This window comes from Psychrobacillus sp. FSL K6-4615 (assembly GCF_038008225.1).
GTDB classification, from domain to species: domain Bacteria; phylum Bacillota; class Bacilli; order Bacillales_A; family Planococcaceae; genus Psychrobacillus; species Psychrobacillus psychrotolerans.
The window spans coordinates 30,802-50,264 of sequence record NZ_JBBOYQ010000002.1 but is presented as its reverse complement, the minus strand read 5'-3'; the positions used below and the strand labels follow the sequence as shown (position 1 = coordinate 50,264).

The following is a 19,463-nucleotide window of genomic DNA, read 5'->3' as shown; positions in this document are numbered from 1 at the left end:
GGATTTAACATGCATTCAGCTTTATTAACGGATGGAAAGGTTATAACAGCAAAAGCCTACGAAGAAACTCTACATGGTGTTCGACTAAGTTGTATCGATAAAAGTTGTGGTGTTCCCATTATTTTTATCCCCGAATCGAAAGAAAAAGAAATAGTGGCTCACTTTAGGACCTCTGGTAAAGGTGCATCTATTCATAAAACAGGTTGTGGTTTCGCTAAAAAATTATCTTTTTCTGAAACGGTAGAAAAAGTAACGGAATATCAAGCTTCGCTAAGGGAACAAGGGATACGAGAATTTATAGTCCGTTTAAACCTGGACAGTATAGATCCTGATTTCGTACCAAAAGAGGTAAACCGAGAGCCTAATGATACCGAAAAAGAAAAATCAGAGCTGGATGATAAATCACTAAAAGAGAGCAATCCTACTCCACAATCCATCGGATCCCTTAAAGCCGTTAAAAAGCTATTTACGAATGTGGAACCTGATTTACTTGCAAGTATCATTATCTCTGTAAAAGGAACCAAAATTCCTATCTCTGAACTGATTAGGAGTAATCGAGATGCGCATATTGCATTGTGGCAAAATAAGACAATGAATTTACCCTATTTTATCCACGGTACCGTTGATAAAGTAATCCGTCGAGAGAAAGTATGGTACGTCAACTTCGAAGCATCAGACGCTAGTTTTTTCTCTCTCGTGGTGTTCGAAAAACACTTCAAACACTTTACTTTTAAGGATGCCGAACTAGTAGGTAAAAACATATTAGCCTATGGTTATCTAAAGAAGAATAAGTTTAATAAAGATAGACCCGCAACTGAGATGATTATCAAGAGTAACAGATATTTGGAATTTCTATAAAATTCTAACGGAAGCCCGGAAAGGAGGTAAACAAATGAAGGCAGACAAGGAACAAGTTGCCAAACGTTTGCAAGAGATTCGTTCACGCTCAAATCTCTCAATTTCGGAGTTTGGAAAAAGAATAGATAATACTAATAAATCTACTGTCAACTCATGGTTGCGTGGCATAGCATTGCCACCAAGAGAGAAACTACTACGAATTGCTTTCTTAGCTGACACCTCTGTAAATTGGATTTTATGGGGAGATAGATTACATGAAAGTTGTGACAACTGTTCTTCAATTTTAAGTAATGGCGAATGTTTAAAATGCAATTTAGAAATTCAAAAAGAGATGAAGAATTTCTTAGATTTGGAAGACAGCAAATTTTTACATATAACAGTAAAGCCTGATAAGGAGCAAGTCGCTAAGAGACTGCAAGAAATCCGTTCACGTTCATACCTTTCTATTTCAGAGTTTGGAAAGAAAATAGGGAATGTTAATAAATCAACAATGAACTCGTATTTGCGAGGTATAGCATTACCACCAAGAGAAAGATTACTAAGAATTGCTTTCTTAGCTGATACCTCAGTAAATTGGATTTTGTGGGGAGATGAATCACCCGAAAGTTGTGATAACTGTTCTTCAATTTTAAGTAATGGCGAATGTTTAAATTGCCTACATGAAAGACAGGATGAAATGACGAATTTCTTCGACATGGTAGATAGCAATTTATTTCCTATGACACAAGAGAGGAAATCATTAATCTTACAAATCATTAGTAGTGAAATAGAAGAAATAAAATCAGTACACTGTTACAAAGTATAAAAAGAATTTATTTAGGAGTTAAAAGATGAAACTATTATTATTAGCTATTCTCTTATTCAGCATTTTAATGATGGGAGCAGCACTAACAGAGAGTTTAAACAAACCTAAAAAACAATTAGAGAAGGGGGTATGGTTGAGTATGTTCCCTTTATTTCTTCTGGTTACTATCTTTACTACGGTAAATTTGGTTTTACCCTTTCACCAACCATTTATAGAGGCAGGTCAAAATATTAGCATTCTATTATTCCTTTTCTCATGTCTGATATTTGAAATGGCTTTTAGATTTAAAAAAGGGAGCGTACCCACATGAATATGACGATAACAGTAATATTGTTTCTTTTTTCAATAGCGATAGCTACAGGAATAGTCTACTACTACTATCTATTCGATAAAATCTTCACTGAAAAAGGAGCAACAGAATGATTATTTCTATAATCTATATCCTTTTATACTTGTTTTCCTGTTGGATTACCATTAGTGGTTTCTTTAGAATTGCTTCTTCCGGAAATCCCCAGCGACGTAGTAAAGGTTTAATGCTTATATTAATTGGGGCAGTAGGTAGATTTATAATTCTATACATTGCATGGTCTGGTGGTTTTCCTTTATGGTATGCCATTATTGCACAGTTCTTACCAATTCTATGTTTACTAGGAATGAATCTCAAACATGTACTAAGTGATTATATAAACGATGTTAGATTGTGATGGGAGTGTAGAATTTAAACCAAAGTAGATAATATTTCAAATTTATCCAGAACCTCAACACATCTCCAGAAGAATACCGATAAAACTAATATAGTTGCAGCACCTTAGGGGGTACGTGAAAATGATTTCACGAAAGGATAGGTTTAAATCCAACAAGTCTACAATACTCGTTTTCCTCGATAAATATATAAACATCGTAACTGGTTTTTGGAATGACCAAAGTGGGTGGATTATATTAAGTATTCTTACCATTGTGATTTTCACTTTACCAGGGTGGTTATATATAATATTTGAGTAGCCAAAAGAAAAGAATTAAGTGAGACATGAAAATTTATGGAATTATAAGAGAATCTATTGAAATCAATTGATACAATATTCAAATTGTTCATTTCAAGCGTAAATAACTTTTAAATCTAATTACAATTCAGCGCTTGTACGTTTATATATTTATTTAAAATAGGTACAAATAAATTATATTCTGGAAATGAGGTACCATATATGGACGAAGTAATATTAACAACAGACGAGCGAAGTAACTATATATCTTTGTGTGCTCTTATTAGTGGTTATGACGTAAGTTGCTATGAAAAAATGAACGACTATATGTTAGAAAAAGAGTATCGACATTTAAATGGTATTAAAGAAGAAAATTAGTGTGTAGGGGGAATTGTAATGAAAAAGGCATTATTAAGTACTATTTTTGGAGGTTGCATTCTATTAAGTGGATTATGGATGGGTGGATCCACTTATGCTAATTCCGAGATTGATAAAGACCTAAATACTTCTGTTGAAGAAGCACAAGAATTTTTACTGGATACAAAAGTGGATGGAATGTTTGAAAATCGCCATGATACGGACTTTTATGAAGTAATCGTCCAAAAGGATGGTATTCTAACGATCAACTTAAATGCGGAGGAAATGGGAACTTATTTATCTATTCTAAAAGCAGACTTAACAACATTAAAACCATATCTAACAGTTAATACATTTCGAAATGTTGGAGAGAAGGATAGTGTATCAATTAACGTAACAAAAGGTACATACTTTTTAAAAGTAGAAACTGACGGGGCTCCATCAAGTGGGGGGGCATACAGTTTTACAACGGAGTTTATTAAGAAAGTAGTAAAACAGGAAAAAGTAATGTGGGGGAAAACCGAATTAAAACTGGGTCAAATAGGGAAGGTAACGATATTACAAGACACTAATTTAGTTAAACTAGCAAGTAATGGTTCTTTAACAATCGTTCGTACACTGGATAAGGGAGAGGAATATCGAGTTTACAGTTATAAGAGTAATCATGGCGGTTTATATGGTGTAGGTGGGGGCAACTTCATACAGAAGGATGTAAAAGTGAAATATGAAACACCTTCAAAGTCTAAACTTGCTTTATTAACACAATAGGAAGATGTCTATTCAACGAAAGTAAGCTGAATATAAATTAATTTAAACCACTCTGACAAAGTCTATTGTCTAGAGTGGTTTTTTTTACTACTTCACATAAGTTTATAACGAATTTAACAAGCCAATATGATTGTTCTTTGGTGAATTGACCTCACTAGAAACAGGATATACTTCCATTAATGCAGCATCAAAAGGAACCAACATACTCTTTAATGTCTCTTTATCCTGCAAGGATGGATTTAACCATTCCTTTTCATTCTCTCTCGTTAAGATAACAGGCATCCGATCATGAATATCTTTTACTAAGGTATTAGCTTCCGTTGTAAGGATCGTACAGGAATGAATGGTTTGACCATTTGGATTTTTCCATGATTCCCATAGACCAGCTGCTCCAAACATTCCATCATCCTTCATCTTTATACGCATAGGGGTTTTCCCATCTGGTCCCACCACCCACTCGTAGAAAGAGTCCATAACGATGATACAACGCTTCTTTAAGAAAGCATGTCGGAAGCTAGGTTTACTCTCAACTGTTTCAGAGCGAGCGTTGATTAATTTGTAGCCAATTTTCTCGCTCTTTGACCAACTCGGTATTAACCCCCAAAGGAGGCCGCCTAATCGGTTACTGCTCCCGTCATTAATAATAGATATAACCGATTGTGAAGGAGCTACATTAAAGCTAGGGGAGTAGTTTTCTTCAGCAAAGGCTACGTCTACATCAAAACGTTCTAATATCTGTACATAGTCTGTAAATAGCGTGAAACGACCACACATAAATAAACTCCTTTCAAAACTAGACAAGTATTTTCTCATACCTCTTAATTTCATCTTCTAAAATTTCAACCATATTATCCTCTTCTAAAGCAATGAGCATATTTATCCCCTTCAATATCCAATTTTCCCCTGACATTTCAATTGAGTTCAAACAAATTCCCTTCCGAACATAGCAAATTGCAAGACGTAAGTAGTCTCGATGCTTTTTGCACAGGTTAATTATTTGCGTAGTTTCATCTAATGCTTCGCTAAATCTTCCCTCTTTCATTAAAAGTAACGTGATATTAATGGAAATATTGATTTTAATCCGTTCAATATTCTGGAAGTCTTTATAACGATCTATACTTCTAAAAGCAAATTTTTTAATTTCTAATGCAGTTTCAAGAGGAAATAAAAATAATATGGAACTTATAAAATATATATCAATGATGTAGAAATGATTTCTTTTAGATAAACTATCCCAAACATCCTGTACCGGAATACGTGCTTGTTCAATTTTTCCAGTTTCGCTTAGTAAGATTAGAGATTCACATATTTTAGATAGATTTTCTAAAAGGATATCATCCTGAACTTTCAAGTATTCCGTCACTTCCGCCAGCAGCTGTTCCAATTTTTGTTTATTATTATAAGATAAATCAAAAAGTCTATTTATTAACTGATCTCGAACATTATACTTATATCCATTATGAATAAAACCAAACTCGTCGAGTGACATTTCTAGTTTAGCTAGTAATTCTTTAAACGTATTTATACGAATACCAGTGTTTAAATTCTCAAATTTTGAATATGCTCCTTGTGTCAATGAGCCTTCTGAAACATATCCCTGTGAATATCCTTTGTTTCGACGAATTACGCTAATTGTACTACCTATCTCTTTTGTCATTTTCATCCCCTCAATTTCGAATTATTCTTTTTGGAATATTATGAAATATATAGATAATTATACATTAAACTCTTTATAAGGAGGTGAAAATAGGCATGGACTTAGTAATTTCTATCCTAGAACTTTGGTTAGTAGGTACTGGAAGATAAGATAATTTTATTAATTGTACTATCCTTAGCTAAAATATCTTAATGGTTATTAACTCATATTTATCCCCGAGGACTCACTAAGATAATTGATAATGTTATGGACTTTCATACAATTTTATATTTTTCCTTCTACCCACGAGGCCTTGGAGCATTCTTCTAGAAGATATATGATGATTCAAACTTTGGACTCTGATTTTGGCGGAATATGACGTTAAATCTTTAACAGCTTTTTTTATGTAGTAGGAAAACCACTAATTAAATTAAAACATGGAGGAATTATATTGAAATCAAATATGTTATCTTTGACCAGAACCTCATTCATTTACCTTTCTATATTTACATTAGTCACTGCACTTGTATTAGGTATTATACCAACCAAGTCATTTGCAGCAGATTCATCTAAAGAAAAAGAAATACCTATAGAATCAGATTTGACTAAAGTAGACGATATTGGTTTTGAAATACTAGAAATGATTAAATTTACGGATACAGAAGTAGTATATAAAACGTTAGAAGATAATGAAGTATTTTTATATGAGGAATATATTGAAGGTGATGTTGTAACTACAGAAGTATATAAAATAGAGAATACATCAAAAGAACTTGTCAAGAGTTTTATAACAACTACTGAGTCAAGTGAAGATAATATTACAGTTACTCATGAAGACTTATTAGATAGCAACAATACATCTGAAACCTCTGTCCAAGTTTTAGAAAAAGATGAACCAGTATCAATAAATGCAACTAATCAATGGGTTCAAGCAAGTGGTGCTGGTTTTAATTATGCATACTATCAACGCACGGATGGAGGGGGAAGTGCTAGACAACTTGGCGATCAAAAAAATATTCTTTATTACAACACAACTTTTAATAATTTCACCAAAAATGTTGAATCATTGGATACTTTCGAAAGAGGTGTTCTAAGGGACCTATTTTTTCTTGGTTTACTAGAATCAGGGTTTAAAGCACTCAAGGACCCTACCGTTGCGACCTTTACAGCATTCTTAAAAAAATCTATGAAAAGCATACCTGCCGTTAGTGTTATAATTCAAGGTATAAGCTACTTTAAACTTGTTAATACCACGATGGATAACTACAAAGCAATTCCTGGTTCGGAAATCAGATGGTGATAATTTAAGGTAGGTTTGAAGTTCGTAAAAAAATGTATCCTTGAATCTTATTCAGGGATACATTTTTATTTTTATGGACTTTGAAAATCAAACCCCAAATTAATTGTGTGAGCAAGTTTTGAATTTCTAATATAACCCATACATAAAGTTATAAAACTCAGTTCTTCCTACTAGATAAGTAAAGGTAAAATAGGGAAATTGCAAATAAAAGTACGGCAATAGTTGTAATTCTTGGGAATTTGCCATCTTGAACTTGAAGAAAAATTTCTATTATTGAATAAAGTACTGCGATAACAACGATGATTGGAATAAATATGGATGGCATCTTTTTTTTGTTTTTCATGATATATGCACTAAATCATTTGAGTATTTTAATGCATCCTCTTTGTTTTTACCGTTAATGGTTGCTAATAATATCATCTTCAGTTTACCTCCTTTGTATTGAAAAAGATGGTCAATACTTTTTTTATTGAAGTTTTATATGACCTCCTATTCCATTGATATCTTACTGATAATAATAGAGAATATAGCTATGTATTACAATACTTTGTTCATTTTAAACGATATTAGAGGACTTTAAACAAATATGAAATGTCTAACGATATAAAAGGCAGCTCCTATAGATTGAACAAAAAACAATGTACCCCAAACTAGAGTAGGAATGAAAGTAAACCTTGCCAAATTCGATGCATCCCCAGCATTTCTTCTATCCGTTACACTCAACTTCAAAATGACAAAGGCACTTATGATAGATTGCATGAGCACCATACAAGCTAAGAAAATACTGATATGTATCAATAACACTTCAAAATGTTTATATAGGAAGAACACCATCATGCCAATAAAGGCAGTTAACCAAAGGAATCCAAACAGATTACGAACCCAAAACAACCAATTGATAGCTGATAATACGATGAAGAAATAAAGAATCCATTCATATTTTTCAAGATAAAGTAGGTAGAACAGTCCTACAGCGACTAAAGAAGAACCTGTATATCCTGCATAAGAAACTAGTATTTTGGCAACCCTTGAATTAGAGGTAGTTTCCGCTAGTCCCGATGTATCTGCAGATAAGGAAACCCCTCTAATTCGACCACCTGTTACGAGTGACATTAGCGCATGACAGCTCTCGTGAACCAAGGTATTCGCTATAGCCACGCTCATTCCAAAAGCATGAAATACTTTCGATACCCTAGCATTTCCCTTTATAAATGAATGTAGAAAGGGGATGTTCGATAAGACTAACGCTATAAATAGGTAGACGTATATTAAATTTTTATTTTCCAATATTGACCTCCGTTTTTCTTGTTTTTCTCAATAATTTATTTATTCCTTTTAAAAATCATCCAGTTGTTTGTAGACTTCTTCCTATCGGAAGTCTCTAGTATTTTAATAAATAGAAATATTATAAAAGAAAAAATAAAAAGAGGGGAAATCAGCCACAACATTACGCCGGCTGAACCATCTTCAAAGCCAAATATAGACCGTCCGAATTCAATATAATTTAATACCATATCCAAAGGCGAAGAAATAAGATAAAACAAGAAACTGCCCCAAATTGGGGGAGTTACTGCTCCTATAATAAGAATTAACCAAACCTTTACTGCATCGCTTCCATAATTTCGGTATCTTGCATTCATGATGATCCTCCAATATAGTTTTTCTAAATTTTTTATTACGCTTTCTGTTTATTAAAAGAATCTACTATTATATATACTCTCCGAATAATTCCGGTTTCCAACTATGGATCGCGTTGTTTTGTTTCGCAAATGTTTTCGCCAGATAAATTTCCGTTGTCTCTATTCTCTCATGGCCAAGGCTTCTCATAATGTCATACACGTCAACTTTGTTTAAGCGAGAGATAATAGCAAAGGCATGACGGAAATAATGGGGAGTTATACGAATAACTTCCACTTGCTCTTTTTCATCCTGAGCTTCTTCTCCATCTACTTTTTTCTTCACATATAACTTAGAAATTTCCTTCGTTACATATTGGGATAAATAGGAGGGGGTATAAGCATTTCCTCTATTCGTCGTAAATAAAGGATCAGAAGGCTTTGCTTTCTCCACAGGGGGAAGTCCTCTAGCAAAACGGAACTTATGAATACTGTTCACGACTTTTTCCTTCAGGGGAATAGTGCGCTCTTTCTTTCCTTTTCCTATAACGTCCAACACATATCCACCCAATACTTTATCTTCCTTCAGGCTCTTTACCTTTAAGGTACAAAACTCTTCATTTCGGATACCTGTAGTCGTTAAGATATGAACAATCGCAAACATAATTGGATGTTGCTGCTCCTGAAAGGAATCAAGGAAGTAAATAACTTCCTCTGCTCCTAAATCACGATTCGGTCTTTCTTCATTACGTATACCAGCGGTATATAAACCTTCATGAATTGGCTCGGAAATATACCCGACTTTATGGAGATAGGCAAAAAACGACTTTATGATGGTTGTCTTGCGGTCTAAGGTAGCAGGAGAATATTTGCCCTTCTTTTTCACATACGGACTTTCTCTTTTTAACCACTCTTGATACCTTCGTAAATGTCTCTTTTCTATCGATTTAAATAGACTTCCTTCTATTATATAGTCAATATCTAACCCTATCTCATTTCCATACTGGAGCAGCTGCTTCACAAACATCGTAAGTTCTTTTCCGTATTCTTTGACTGTTTTTTCAGACCTATCTTTAGCTTCATCCAAGTGCTTTCGTTCATTTAAGTACCAAAGTAATATTTCTGTATCAGTGAAATCCAAAAAGCCATTTTCTTTTCGTTTTTCGGCTTGATCTAATTGTTCTTGCAAAACAGGTACCAATTCTTTATCGAATATGAATTTCTGCAAAACGTCTAATTGTAAATCAGTTTTTTTCACTTCTACAACACCTGTCATTAACGACACTCCTTTCACCTTCGGTTAAAGCATATATCTATTAAATAAATTTCATAATCTATCGAACTTACATTCTATTATAACATTAATACATTCGCAAAATAGGGATAAATCTATTAAACATAAAAAAATACACCATTTGTTTATGTTTATTATAATAAAACCAAATTAATAATATAATTTAATATATATTATAATAGACTATATAAAACTATTAATGTATAATTATATTAATTAGAATATTATAATTATCTATTGAAATTTTAAAGGGTGATAATCTAACTTTTAAGTATTTGAAAGTTAAATATTATTAGTGAGGAGAAATGAAAATGTCAAAAACACAATTAATAGGGGATTGCCTATATGGATATGTCCCAGGAGAAGAACGAGTATGTATTGAAAACTCAGTAGAACAAATTTCAGCGTTCATTATGAATCATCGTTTTGATGGTCAAGTGAAGATTACGAACTACTTAGATATAATTGAAGTTCAGACAGTAGGGCAATTCATAGATCAGTGTGATAATAAGCGTTTTTTAAATGATGAATTATTGCCAATTTTAGTACCAATGCAGTCAGGCGAAGTTGAAGTCCCAGAATTTGTACCATATGTGGATGTATCCTATAGCGTAAAAAATGTACGTGTAGTCAATGAAGAAGGAAAACACCTCCTAATTAATATAGACTTCTTTGATTCTATGGAAGAGACATTGGTTAATGATGAAGTGTACGACACAGAAGAAGAATTAATTGCAAAATACCCGAAATCGATTAGTGAAAAGTTAGCAGAGCATATAGTTAATGCAATACCGTATGAACGTGACGAGTTTATTGATGAATACGTATATGATTATTGTGACGTAGAAAATGCAAAAGATTTATTGAATATCTCTAATGAATCACTCATGGAATTATGGGGTACGGAAGATGAGAAACTAGAATCTTTTACCGGGGTAGTCAAACAAAAAATCCATAATATGACTTTCGGAGAATTATTAGCGTATACATTCAAACACAATATGAACATCCGCTCAATAAATTAATTATTGCTGTTGCTGTATTACCATGCTCAAAGTTTATTAAAAAAGAATAAATAAATACTATACGCTATCTATCCTATAACCAGTTTTAAAAAAGTATAAAGCTTTGGTTAGTTAAATAATGTTGAAAGGGGGATTTTTAAAATAATGAATCAGTCTCTAGATTATGTAAACGTAATTCGATTTGATAACGATGGATTCTATACAAAGCCTTATAATTGCAGTACATTAGCTTACCCAACAAAACACTTTTGTCACAGTTTACCCTTCCTGAATATTGAAGTTACCGATATAGATAGCTCCAATTTAACACTACCTAGAAAAACAGAAATAACGAAACCAAAAATAGATGATACAGTTTGGTCTGGTTGCTTTGCATTTTTGGAGACGTTTGACCCTAAATTATTTGATGGTCCTATGTCATTTAGAGCTGGTAGTAAAAAGAAGATTGCTCTCCTCTCAAGAGATGAAAAAGTGTGGGTCAGAAACATTAATTATAAAGGGGAGACTATTTTTTCAACTTCTGAATACAGTGTTTTGCATGAGGGAAGAGAATTTTATTTCAAAGAAGTTAGAGACCAGTATGACTGGGTGTTAATGACGGTTGAGGATGCTCTTTTAAGAACACAAAAAGGAATAGAATATTTCGGACATTGTCCTGAGGAACTATCAGAAATATTTTTAATGGAAAACCAAGTTTTAAATATGGTGATAGGAACAGAAAAACCAGAAGTCATAGGGTTACAAAAGTCACTAATGACATTATTAATATCTATGCACGTACTATTTAAATCTATTATTTCTAAAATCTTCTAATCTATAAAATTCATTTAACACAAAGGAAAGGTGGTACCGTCATGGAGGAATTGGAACAACTATCTCTATTTGAAGCACCGCAAAACATAGCATTAGTAACTGACGAAGTCTCAGATATGATAGTACCCGAAGAAAATATAAATGTTAAATACGAAGAAAATGAATTAGCTTTAGATGAAACTCCTTACATAGAACATGAGATTGTGCCATACGAAATCGGGGATTCCGTTCGTGTAGATCCGGACAGTTTAGATGAAAATGATGTATTGAATTATAACTATCTACTCGATTTTTTAAAAAAGAAAGGCATCGTTACAAAAATTACTCATAAACCATCATTACAATATGAAGTTGCATTTGGAGATACAATAGCCTGTATGTATCATAAGGATTTAACAATATAAAGAATTGAGGAATACATCACATGACTAAACTAATTACTATTAACTTACATATGGTCCTAATGGAAGGGATTAAAAGCGTATTAAATTCTCAAAACAACATAGAACTAATTGCTACGGGTAAAATACATGAACTCGAACAGCTTGTCAGTACATATCGGATTGATACTGTTTTATTGCAGTGTGAGCGTCTTAATATATACGAAATAGAAATGATTCGTAGTATGAGAGAAAACTATCCAAGTACTCATTTCTTAGTTATATCTGATAGCTTTACTATCTCCACATTAAAAAAATTGATTAGAGTTGGTGTAATTGGATTTACACAGCAACAGATTTCCCCAGAGGAACTAATTCAAGCTATATCTTCAGTTGGCAAAGGACAAGCTTATGTTCCTTTATATATTTCCGAACTGATATTGCCCGATTACAAAGAAAGTTTAAATATACATGGGACTAATACGTTTATTCAGTTAGAAATTCGCAAGCCTTTTCATTTACTAACTCCAAAAGAATGTATCGTAATACAATTGCTGGCGGAAGGGAAAAGTAATAATTTGATAGCCGAGACAATGAAAATTTCCGATAAAACCGTTAAAAATCATGTATCTAGTATTCTTCTCAAGATGGAAGTTAAAGATAGAACTCAAGCAGTTATTAAAGCAATAAAGAATGGTTGGGTGGATCTAAATAACAATCTCTAGCAGAAATAAACGATAGGATATGGTGAAATAGATGAAGAAAATATGTGGGATATTAGTTTTAGTCAGTCTATTAGTCGGCTGCTCCGAACAGGTGACCGAAGAAGAAATTACTAAAGCGGTTACTGATAAAGTAGAATCGGAAATAAATAAAGCTGTAAATGAAACCGTCGATAAGGTAAAGCAAGAAGGGAAGGAAACTGCTGAAGGACTTATAGAAGATGGTTCCAATAAACTGAGTGAGTGGTTAAGTGGAACAACTGACACTTCATCGGAAACCAACGAAACTAGGGAGATAACACACTCAAATGGCTCAGTAGAAGAATACGAAGTGGAGTATATTTCCAACTATGATGGCGACACATTGAAGGTAAGGTTTTTAGAGGGTGACAGTGACAATGTAGGAAAGACCCTGAATACACGGCTATTATTGGTAGATTCCTCCGAGTTAAAAGATAGAAATTCCGGTAAACCTCAACCATATTCAAAAGAAGCACGAGACAGAGCGAAAGAGCTCTTAAATAACGCTAAAACGATAAAGGCTTCCTTCGATATTGGATCTAGGTTTGATCACTACGATAGGGCCCTTTTGTACATTTCAATAGATGGTAAGCTATTGCAGACCACCTTAGCTGAAGAAGGTCTTGTTATGGTAAGATACATCAACGCGCCTAATACAAGACATTTAGATGAAATAAAGGCAGCTGAAGGAAGAGCAAAAGAAAAAGGTATAGGTATCTGGTCAATAGAAGATTATGCAACTTCTGAAAAAGGTTTTACTCCATAAAGCCTTTGAAATTTAGATGTTTTTTGGCAGCACTTCAAGTAAATTTCATCATAATATTTTAGAAAATAAATTAGCGAGGTATCCCAAATATGATTTATAGAGATGATGAACATTCTAATAGGTTCCATAATCAACTTTATCAATTAAATCAATCTCAGCAAAATGATGTGTACTATCTATCAACTCTCTATATCATGACAAGTTCGGAAAAGATTTTTAAAAAGGTTTCCCCTTACTTCGATATAAACGATGGATTTCATGCTGAAGAGATGTTTGCGCATGAGGAATTTACTCAGGAAGAATTAATCTTAGCTAAACTCACTGGCCATTTGTTCAACAACAACTATCAAGTAACAGTTCTCGACTTAATTGAACTTAACGAAGATAATTATCAAATAGCGATGTCAGCAATCTATATAAGAAAGTACGGTGTGAACTAACATGAACCAAACAGATTATTACACACGGAAACAAGTAGCCGATTTGTTAGGGATTGCAAAGGTAACTGTATATCATTATGCAAAACAAAACAAAATCAGAAAGGTACCTGATCCTCACCATGCTATGCGTGAGGCGAGGTACTATAAAGAAGAAGTAGATGCCCTGGTCGAACAAAGAAAAGCAGAAAAAGTGGAAGGTTATTCTACTTCGGAAGTAAGTAAAGAGCTGGCCATTTCACAACAGAAAATTTATCAGTTAATAGAAGATAATGAATTAATGGTTCATAAAGTGCCATACGGGGATGAACGTATTCGGTACGTGATACCCGAGGAAACACTTCTCTGGATAAAAGAAGAGATAGAAAGAACTGCTCCAACTCGTGGGGTTCGCTCTGAGTTTTATGATTCTACTTTAGATATTACTTTATATCAGCTTTTCACTTCAACTCAACGTGGCGAAACTCGTGTTGTTCGCAATGCAGATAGGGAATGGGGTTTTTATTCTTCCTCTCATACCTGGATTCCTTATACTGTAGCGATAAAACAATTTATGTTTACACCTGTTTACCCTATTCACCGACCATCTTTAAAAGCATCGGGATATACTGATTTCATCTTGCCAAAAGACAATGAACTATCCTATGTATTCTTAGACTTTATGTACAGAAAACGTGGAATTGAAAACATTCGGTTACGTGAACATGAAGAACATATAGCATTATCCGTAAAGTCTGGACCCCTTCAAGTAAAGGATTCTGTTCCTGCAGCACTAAGCGTAACCATCATACAATCTTTTTTAGAAGGTGGAGCAGGTAATATCCTTTTTGAAGAAGATGAATGGATATTCGTTAGCGGATATCGGAAAACCTCGGTAGATTTGCCTGTATCTATGTTAGATACACTTCATAAGTTCGCTAAAAAAGAACAGACAACGACAAACGAATTAGTGGAACAAGCGATACAGGAATTTATTCAACGCAGATACAATGATTCAGGTAGAATCGATTGATCCTACCCAAATAGAATTAAAGCACTCTAATTACAAGTATAAAGAATGAATTAAAAGGGAACACCACCTTACGATGTGTATCAATATTTTTGACAATTTTAATACTTGATCCAGCCTTGAAGTCTTAATAGGTTTCTTAACTCTCTTTTTTTTCTGTTTTTTGACCTGCAACTCAATCTTAATTTTTATCATTCTTTGTTCCTCCTTAAAATGTGATAAGGAAGATAAATAAATGTCACACTATTACAAGACTTTTTGCAAAAATAACTACAATGTCGTTAAGAATTTTCCGAAACTAGGAGGGCTTAGTTAGATGAGCGAAATTTGTCTCAATTGCATAAGTATTTTACATAAAGGGGAATGTTTGAATTGGTTAAAAGAAAGAGAATTAGGAAAGAAAATTAACTTTCTAAACTTTAAAAATTGTTTTGAAAAGGAGGTTTAAAATGAAAACAACTGTACACAATTTAATCATTTGTCATACGTGTCACCACAGAATTAAAGATGAGGTATATACAGAATGGGAAAATTCCATCTACTGCGACTCTTGTTTCGAATTATATAAAGAGATGGTAAGTCCAATAGCTATTGAAGAAGTATCTGAAGACAATCACGCTGAAACTAAAACATGAGGTGAAAAAATGAAAGATGGAAATAAAATATTCTTTCCTGAAAAAAATATTTACTTAATGGACAATCATAAGTGGGCTTTTTATATATGGGAACTTGCTAGAGAAAAATCAATTATTAATCCGAACGCTACATTAATTCATGTAGATGCTCACCTAGATGACTGCCCATTTGTTTTACAAGACAATCCCGAGTATTTAGAGATCAATGAGTTATCAACTTTAAAAGAATTTACAGAAAATCATATAACTTATGACACATTCATTTGGCCTGCTTTCGGCAGAGCAACAATTGATAATATTATTTATGTGTCTGACTTTTACAATGAACCATTTGAGGAGTGGGCAACTGATTTTGTAAAGGGGAGAACATATAAGGGTTTAAGAGTTAGGTCAATGTCTCAATTCAAAAACAGTGTTGAAGATGGACAAGTAGAACCCTATGTAAATGATAACTCTTTAATTCTTAACCTAGACTTAGATTTTTTTAATGAAGAGAACTTTTATGGTGGGAAACCTAAATTAATGTCCGATAATGAAGTGTTCAATTCCTTAACTTATCTTAAAGAAGTATATAAGTGGGAGTTAATTACTGTGGCTCTATCTCCTGAATGTTGTGGTGGTGAAGAAGCATCTAATCATTTATTAGATATTTTTGTTGATGTATTTGATATTGATTTAGCAAAATCACTTTCATGGGACGACTTTTGAGTTGGAGACTTGGAGAATTTTATATAGTTTAATATAGAGTATTCAACAATTGGGAGCACATCACATTCTCCAAGCTCTTTTTTCTACACAAACTTAACCTATTAACATAGCCTATGAGATTAATCCTGCATCTAGCTATTTTTCCGCTGTATTACGCTCCATTAAATAGCTGCTTAACATTTCTTCTGATTTTTTCTTGATCTCCTCGTTTGCATACGTAAGATGTTCTTCATATCCCATACTTATAAGCGTGTATTTCGTAGATTCCAGACCGGGTTTATCTCGTACTAAACGCATATTGTGCCGAACTAAATAAATTGAGGATTCCTTTAAATCTCGTTTCATCTGTTTGAGTGCACGTTTCAAAAGGTTTACATATATATTCCGAAACTTAAAAGGTAAGTGCTGCATTGAATCTATATCTTTTTCCAATACAATTATCAGCAAAGGGTTGTAAATTACTCTTTCGAAATGTTCATATGCTTCTTTGGTTATATCAGGCATATTCATCCTCTCCTTTCCTTCATTATATGTATAAGAACAAGAACTTCCATACAATTTATGGATAACTAGATTTAAACCAATTTAGTCATTTAATGAAATACTACATGAAGTGTTCACTCCAGCACAACGATATTGAATAACCCTATCAAAAGGTAAAAGGTAATGGTACTATAGAATCACATATAGAATAAGGAGTAGGTAGAAATGAAGAAGGTTAATTTTAGCGGAATAGGATTGTCTATCTTATTAATCTTATCAGCTTGTAACAGTGAAAATGTTGAGAGTGGTATAGATACGATAGAAGAATTTGAAAAAGATACAGAAATAAATACAGAAAATGAACTTAAAGAGTTAGAAGATTTATTAATAGCAAATGAATACGATAAATTTTTAGTAAGAATAAATAGTATTGACGATTCTAATTTGGATGAATCAGAGATTGGTAAGTTTAATGTACTTGGAAATGAATTTGTAGATAAATTAATTACGGAAAAAAATATTGATTATATTAACTCTAATCTTAATGACATATCTAGTACTAAATTAATCAGCGATAACACTGAAAAACTAATGTATAACTTTAGAAATGAACAAAGAGATTTTTTCCAAGATGAAATGGAAAGAAATATTAGAGATAATGAACGTGGCAAAGCAATTAAAATTTTTGAAGAAAATGAATTTATTCATAAATCAAATGATGCAATTGCATTATATAACTTTGCACTTTATTTAATTAGTTATAATAAGGATACTATCGAACAAAAAGAAAAATTAGCTAGTGTAATTAGTCCATCGTATACCGGTAGAATGAGTGGAGAAATTCAAGAGGAACTTATTGCGAGTTTAACTGAGGAGGCTTGGAGAACAGTTTACTCTGAAAGTAATAGTATCGCTAAAAGTTCTAGTAGCCCTAGTATTGGAATGACTGATGAAGAGGTATTAGAAACTTCATGGGGCAAGCCAAAATCAATTAATAAAACGCAAACCGCATACGGAGTGAACGAACAATGGGTTTATGATCGAGGATATTTATACTTTGAAAATCACTATTTAGTGACTATACAATCATCTAGGTGATATGTCTCCAAAAAGAAATATCCCTCTAAAATTCGCAACTTTTATTGATGAACACACTGGTTTCATGTAATTTTTAAAAAAGACATAATGATAAAATTCAATTAAAAAAGGGGCTTGTTTAAATTGAACGATATAAAGTTTGTCACTAAATACGCAAACGAAATAAACGAAATAAACAAAATAGAAGGAAGCATAAATGAAATAAAGCAGAAAATAAATATATGTCTAGATATAAAAGAGAAAAATCAGCTTAAAAAGGACTTAACAAATTACAAGAAAAGAGTTAGTGCTCTTAGTATAAATGCAGTATGCCACTATCTCGACGAAAAAAATCCTGAGAATGAAGACTTTTGGCAATCTTCAAGCAGTAGAAGGGAAATCTTTAAACAGTTACACGTTTACTTCGGAAAAGGTTATAAAGGATATTATGAGGAACGTGATTGGATACATATATATAAATTTTTTGTGTCTTTCTTACAACACGAAAATGAAGATATGCTCGAATTAAGAACAAAATCGATATTTGACTTAACTGAAAATAAGAAACCAAAATCTCAATTAGAGAGACAAGTAATTGAAAAATGTTTTGATTATTTAAAAGAAGTTCAAGAAATTTTTTATGGATACACATATGAAGGAACTGAAGCATTTAATTCCCTAGACGATATTAACCCTATTAAAGAAACAAAAGAAACACTTCAAGAAATCTATGCTCATTTGTTATATGAAGAATCAGAATACCACGTAGCTTTACAATTATATACAAGACTCGCTAAAGAACGCAGTAAATGGGATATTTCCTGGCATTCCTCAACATATTCTCGAAAAGGTGATATATATTGTGCAATGGGTAGATATGATTTAGCACTAGAGGAATATGATTTAGCTGATTCTGTGCTTGATGGCAGTAGTATGAACGAAGGACAGATCAAAGAAGTAAAAGAACGAAGAAATCAAATAGTAGCCATTCTTGGATAATAGCATAATCTCGTTATAAAAATGCTATATTCCTTGTCTACTTTTAATTTCTTTCTATTATTGATGAACCCTTTAAATTAATGTAAAATAGGGGTATATTCTTTTATTTTAATTTTTAGGCAAACCTTTTAGGTTCTGCGGTGATGAACATTTAAAAGCCTTTGGGCATTTTGTGATCTTAGCATTTATTTGCTATGAGAAAACAAAACCCCCAATGGCTTTTTTTGTTTTTTCCGCATTCCTAAAAGGTTTTTTTAGTTATCGGATAAAAGAATAAAAAAGTGAATGGAGTGAGTGAGATGATTTTCAAATCGTACAAAGGGAGAACCATCCGTTTTGGAGAAGAAGTAGAAGTGTACCGGAATTTGAATATTAATAATGGTTACAGCATTCGATCAGCAATTACCAAAAAGGTTCTGGCGCATTGTTCGAAGGTTACTTTATCGAATTGTGTATTCATCATTTCTGAAAGTGGCCGTCAATTAACTATTAGAAAAAATCAAAAACAAGTACATGCAGTAGTCCGTGGAACTATTTTGGGAGTTAATGGGGAAAAACCATCTGAACTTGATATGGGGGTTAGTTACAATCCATATTTAACAGATTCATTTTTCCGATTGAACACACTTAGTCCCGTATTAACAGCTAGTTTGGTGCATTGTGAAGATAAACATTGCTATGTATCCGCTAGGGAACAAGAGGAACTTGCCTTACTACATGGAGCAGTCTATTCAGCAGAATATACTTTGTTCCAACAAGTAAAGGAAGCTTAAT

25 protein-coding genes are annotated in these 19,463 nt (G+C 32.9%); 19 read left to right on the top strand and 6 right to left on the bottom strand.

What is annotated here, in order from left to right:
* Positions 1–9 precede the first annotated feature (9 nt).
* The 6 genes from MKX53_RS19025 (at position 10) to MKX53_RS19000 (ending at position 3,768) form a co-directional block, all read left to right on the top strand.
* Positions 10–858, top strand: coding sequence for a hypothetical protein (locus tag MKX53_RS19025; RefSeq protein WP_340913544.1), 849 nt, complete (start codon positions 10–12; stop codon positions 856–858).
* Positions 859–892: 34 nt separating this feature from the next.
* Positions 893–1,663: a helix-turn-helix domain-containing protein gene (locus MKX53_RS19020; RefSeq protein ID WP_340913543.1), complete on the top strand. Its 771-nt coding sequence runs from the start codon at positions 893–895 to the stop codon at positions 1,661–1,663.
* 25 nt (positions 1,664–1,688) lie between these two features.
* Positions 1,689–1,973, top strand: a complete 285-nt coding sequence (locus tag MKX53_RS19015; RefSeq protein WP_340765711.1) for a hypothetical protein — start codon at positions 1,689–1,691, stop codon at positions 1,971–1,973.
* Positions 1,974–2,082: 109 nt separating this feature from the next.
* Positions 2,083–2,367: a hypothetical protein gene (locus MKX53_RS19010; protein ID WP_340913542.1), complete on the top strand. Its 285-nt coding sequence runs from the start codon at positions 2,083–2,085 to the stop codon at positions 2,365–2,367.
* Positions 2,368–2,865: 498 nt separating this feature from the next.
* Positions 2,866–3,021 (top strand): hypothetical protein, encoded by a 156-nt coding sequence (locus MKX53_RS19005; protein WP_340913540.1) that lies wholly within the window; start codon positions 2,866–2,868, stop codon positions 3,019–3,021.
* 18 nt (positions 3,022–3,039) lie between these two features.
* Positions 3,040–3,768 (top strand): hypothetical protein, encoded by a 729-nt coding sequence (locus MKX53_RS19000; RefSeq protein WP_340913537.1) that lies wholly within the window; start codon positions 3,040–3,042, stop codon positions 3,766–3,768.
* Between the two features lie 102 nt (positions 3,769–3,870).
* Here the strand turns inward: MKX53_RS19000 and MKX53_RS18995 are convergent, their stop codons facing one another.
* Together MKX53_RS18995 and MKX53_RS18990 are read right to left on the bottom strand one after the other, a co-directional pair.
* Positions 3,871–4,542 carry an SOS response-associated peptidase gene (locus MKX53_RS18995; protein WP_340913533.1) on the bottom strand — a complete coding sequence of 224 codons (672 nt, stop codon included), beginning with the start codon at positions 4,540–4,542 and terminating at the stop codon, positions 3,871–3,873.
* Positions 4,543–4,561: 19 nt separating this feature from the next.
* Positions 4,562–5,425: a helix-turn-helix domain-containing protein gene (locus MKX53_RS18990; protein ID WP_340913529.1), complete on the bottom strand. Its 864-nt coding sequence runs from the start codon at positions 5,423–5,425 to the stop codon at positions 4,562–4,564.
* Between the two features lie 430 nt (positions 5,426–5,855).
* Here MKX53_RS18990 and MKX53_RS18985 point away from each other — a divergent pair, with 430 nt between their 5' ends.
* Positions 5,856–6,704 (top strand): hypothetical protein, encoded by an 849-nt coding sequence (locus MKX53_RS18985; RefSeq protein ID WP_340913528.1) that lies wholly within the window; start codon positions 5,856–5,858, stop codon positions 6,702–6,704.
* Between the two features lie 576 nt (positions 6,705–7,280).
* On the opposite strand, the gene MKX53_RS18980 is transcribed toward MKX53_RS18985, so the two are convergent.
* The 3 genes from MKX53_RS18980 to MKX53_RS18970 all read right to left on the bottom strand — a co-directional run bounded on the left by MKX53_RS18980 (position 7,281) and on the right by MKX53_RS18970 (position 9,596).
* Entirely contained in the window at positions 7,281–7,991 is a 711-nt protein-coding gene (locus MKX53_RS18980; RefSeq protein WP_340913526.1) for a M50 family metallopeptidase, read from the bottom strand.
* Positions 7,992–8,026: 35 nt separating this feature from the next.
* Positions 8,027–8,344, bottom strand: a complete 318-nt coding sequence (locus MKX53_RS18975) for a hypothetical protein (protein WP_340913524.1) — start codon at positions 8,342–8,344, stop codon at positions 8,027–8,029.
* A 67-nt stretch (positions 8,345–8,411) separates the two neighbouring features.
* A complete protein-coding gene (locus MKX53_RS18970) occupies positions 8,412–9,596 on the bottom strand; it encodes a tyrosine-type recombinase/integrase (RefSeq protein ID WP_340913522.1) in 1,185 nt (394 codons plus the stop codon).
* Between the two features lie 329 nt (positions 9,597–9,925).
* On the opposite strand from MKX53_RS18970, the gene MKX53_RS18965 reads away from it, so the two are divergent.
* The 9 genes from MKX53_RS18965 to MKX53_RS18925 all read left to right on the top strand — a co-directional run bounded on the left by MKX53_RS18965 (position 9,926) and on the right by MKX53_RS18925 (position 16,130).
* Complete coding sequence (locus MKX53_RS18965) at positions 9,926–10,639, top strand: hypothetical protein (protein ID WP_340913520.1); 714 nt, start codon at positions 9,926–9,928, stop codon at positions 10,637–10,639.
* Positions 10,640–10,783: 144 nt separating this feature from the next.
* Complete coding sequence (locus MKX53_RS18960) at positions 10,784–11,452, top strand: hypothetical protein (protein ID WP_340913518.1); 669 nt, start codon at positions 10,784–10,786, stop codon at positions 11,450–11,452.
* A 41-nt stretch (positions 11,453–11,493) separates the two neighbouring features.
* The gene (locus MKX53_RS18955; RefSeq protein WP_340913515.1) at positions 11,494–11,856 is read left to right on the top strand and encodes a hypothetical protein; all 363 of its coding nucleotides are present in this window, start codon (positions 11,494–11,496) and stop codon (positions 11,854–11,856) included.
* 20 nt (positions 11,857–11,876) lie between these two features.
* The gene (locus MKX53_RS18950; protein WP_340765794.1) at positions 11,877–12,557 is read left to right on the top strand and encodes a response regulator transcription factor; all 681 of its coding nucleotides are present in this window, start codon (positions 11,877–11,879) and stop codon (positions 12,555–12,557) included.
* Between the two features lie 31 nt (positions 12,558–12,588).
* Positions 12,589–13,341 (top strand): thermonuclease family protein, encoded by a 753-nt coding sequence (locus tag MKX53_RS18945; protein ID WP_340913514.1) that lies wholly within the window; start codon positions 12,589–12,591, stop codon positions 13,339–13,341.
* Positions 13,342–13,430: 89 nt separating this feature from the next.
* Positions 13,431–13,781 (top strand): DUF6075 family protein, encoded by a 351-nt coding sequence (locus MKX53_RS18940; protein ID WP_340765798.1) that lies wholly within the window; start codon positions 13,431–13,433, stop codon positions 13,779–13,781.
* 1 nt (position 13,782) lies between these two features.
* Complete coding sequence (locus tag MKX53_RS18935) at positions 13,783–14,790, top strand: helix-turn-helix transcriptional regulator (RefSeq protein ID WP_340913512.1); 1,008 nt, start codon at positions 13,783–13,785, stop codon at positions 14,788–14,790.
* A gap of 446 nt (positions 14,791–15,236) precedes the next feature.
* The gene (locus MKX53_RS18930; RefSeq protein WP_340913510.1) at positions 15,237–15,422 is read left to right on the top strand and encodes a hypothetical protein; all 186 of its coding nucleotides are present in this window, start codon (positions 15,237–15,239) and stop codon (positions 15,420–15,422) included.
* A gap of 9 nt (positions 15,423–15,431) precedes the next feature.
* Positions 15,432–16,130: a UPF0489 family protein gene (locus tag MKX53_RS18925; protein ID WP_340913508.1), complete on the top strand. Its 699-nt coding sequence runs from the start codon at positions 15,432–15,434 to the stop codon at positions 16,128–16,130.
* A 135-nt stretch (positions 16,131–16,265) separates the two neighbouring features.
* On the opposite strand, the gene MKX53_RS18920 is transcribed toward MKX53_RS18925, so the two are convergent.
* Complete coding sequence (locus MKX53_RS18920) at positions 16,266–16,634, bottom strand: hypothetical protein (protein ID WP_340913506.1); 369 nt, start codon at positions 16,632–16,634, stop codon at positions 16,266–16,268.
* Between the two features lie 204 nt (positions 16,635–16,838).
* Here MKX53_RS18920 and MKX53_RS18915 point away from each other — a divergent pair, with 204 nt between their 5' ends.
* The 3 genes from MKX53_RS18915 (at position 16,839) to MKX53_RS18905 (ending at position 19,462) form a co-directional block, all read left to right on the top strand.
* On the top strand, positions 16,839–17,711 hold the full coding sequence (locus MKX53_RS18915) for a hypothetical protein (protein WP_340913504.1): 873 nt from the start codon (positions 16,839–16,841) through the stop codon (positions 17,709–17,711).
* A gap of 123 nt (positions 17,712–17,834) precedes the next feature.
* On the top strand, positions 17,835–18,689 hold the full coding sequence (locus MKX53_RS18910; RefSeq protein WP_340913502.1) for a hypothetical protein: 855 nt from the start codon (positions 17,835–17,837) through the stop codon (positions 18,687–18,689).
* A gap of 299 nt (positions 18,690–18,988) precedes the next feature.
* Positions 18,989–19,462, top strand: coding sequence for a hypothetical protein (locus MKX53_RS18905; RefSeq protein ID WP_340913501.1), 474 nt, complete (start codon positions 18,989–18,991; stop codon positions 19,460–19,462).
* Position 19,463: the final 1 nt, after the last annotated feature.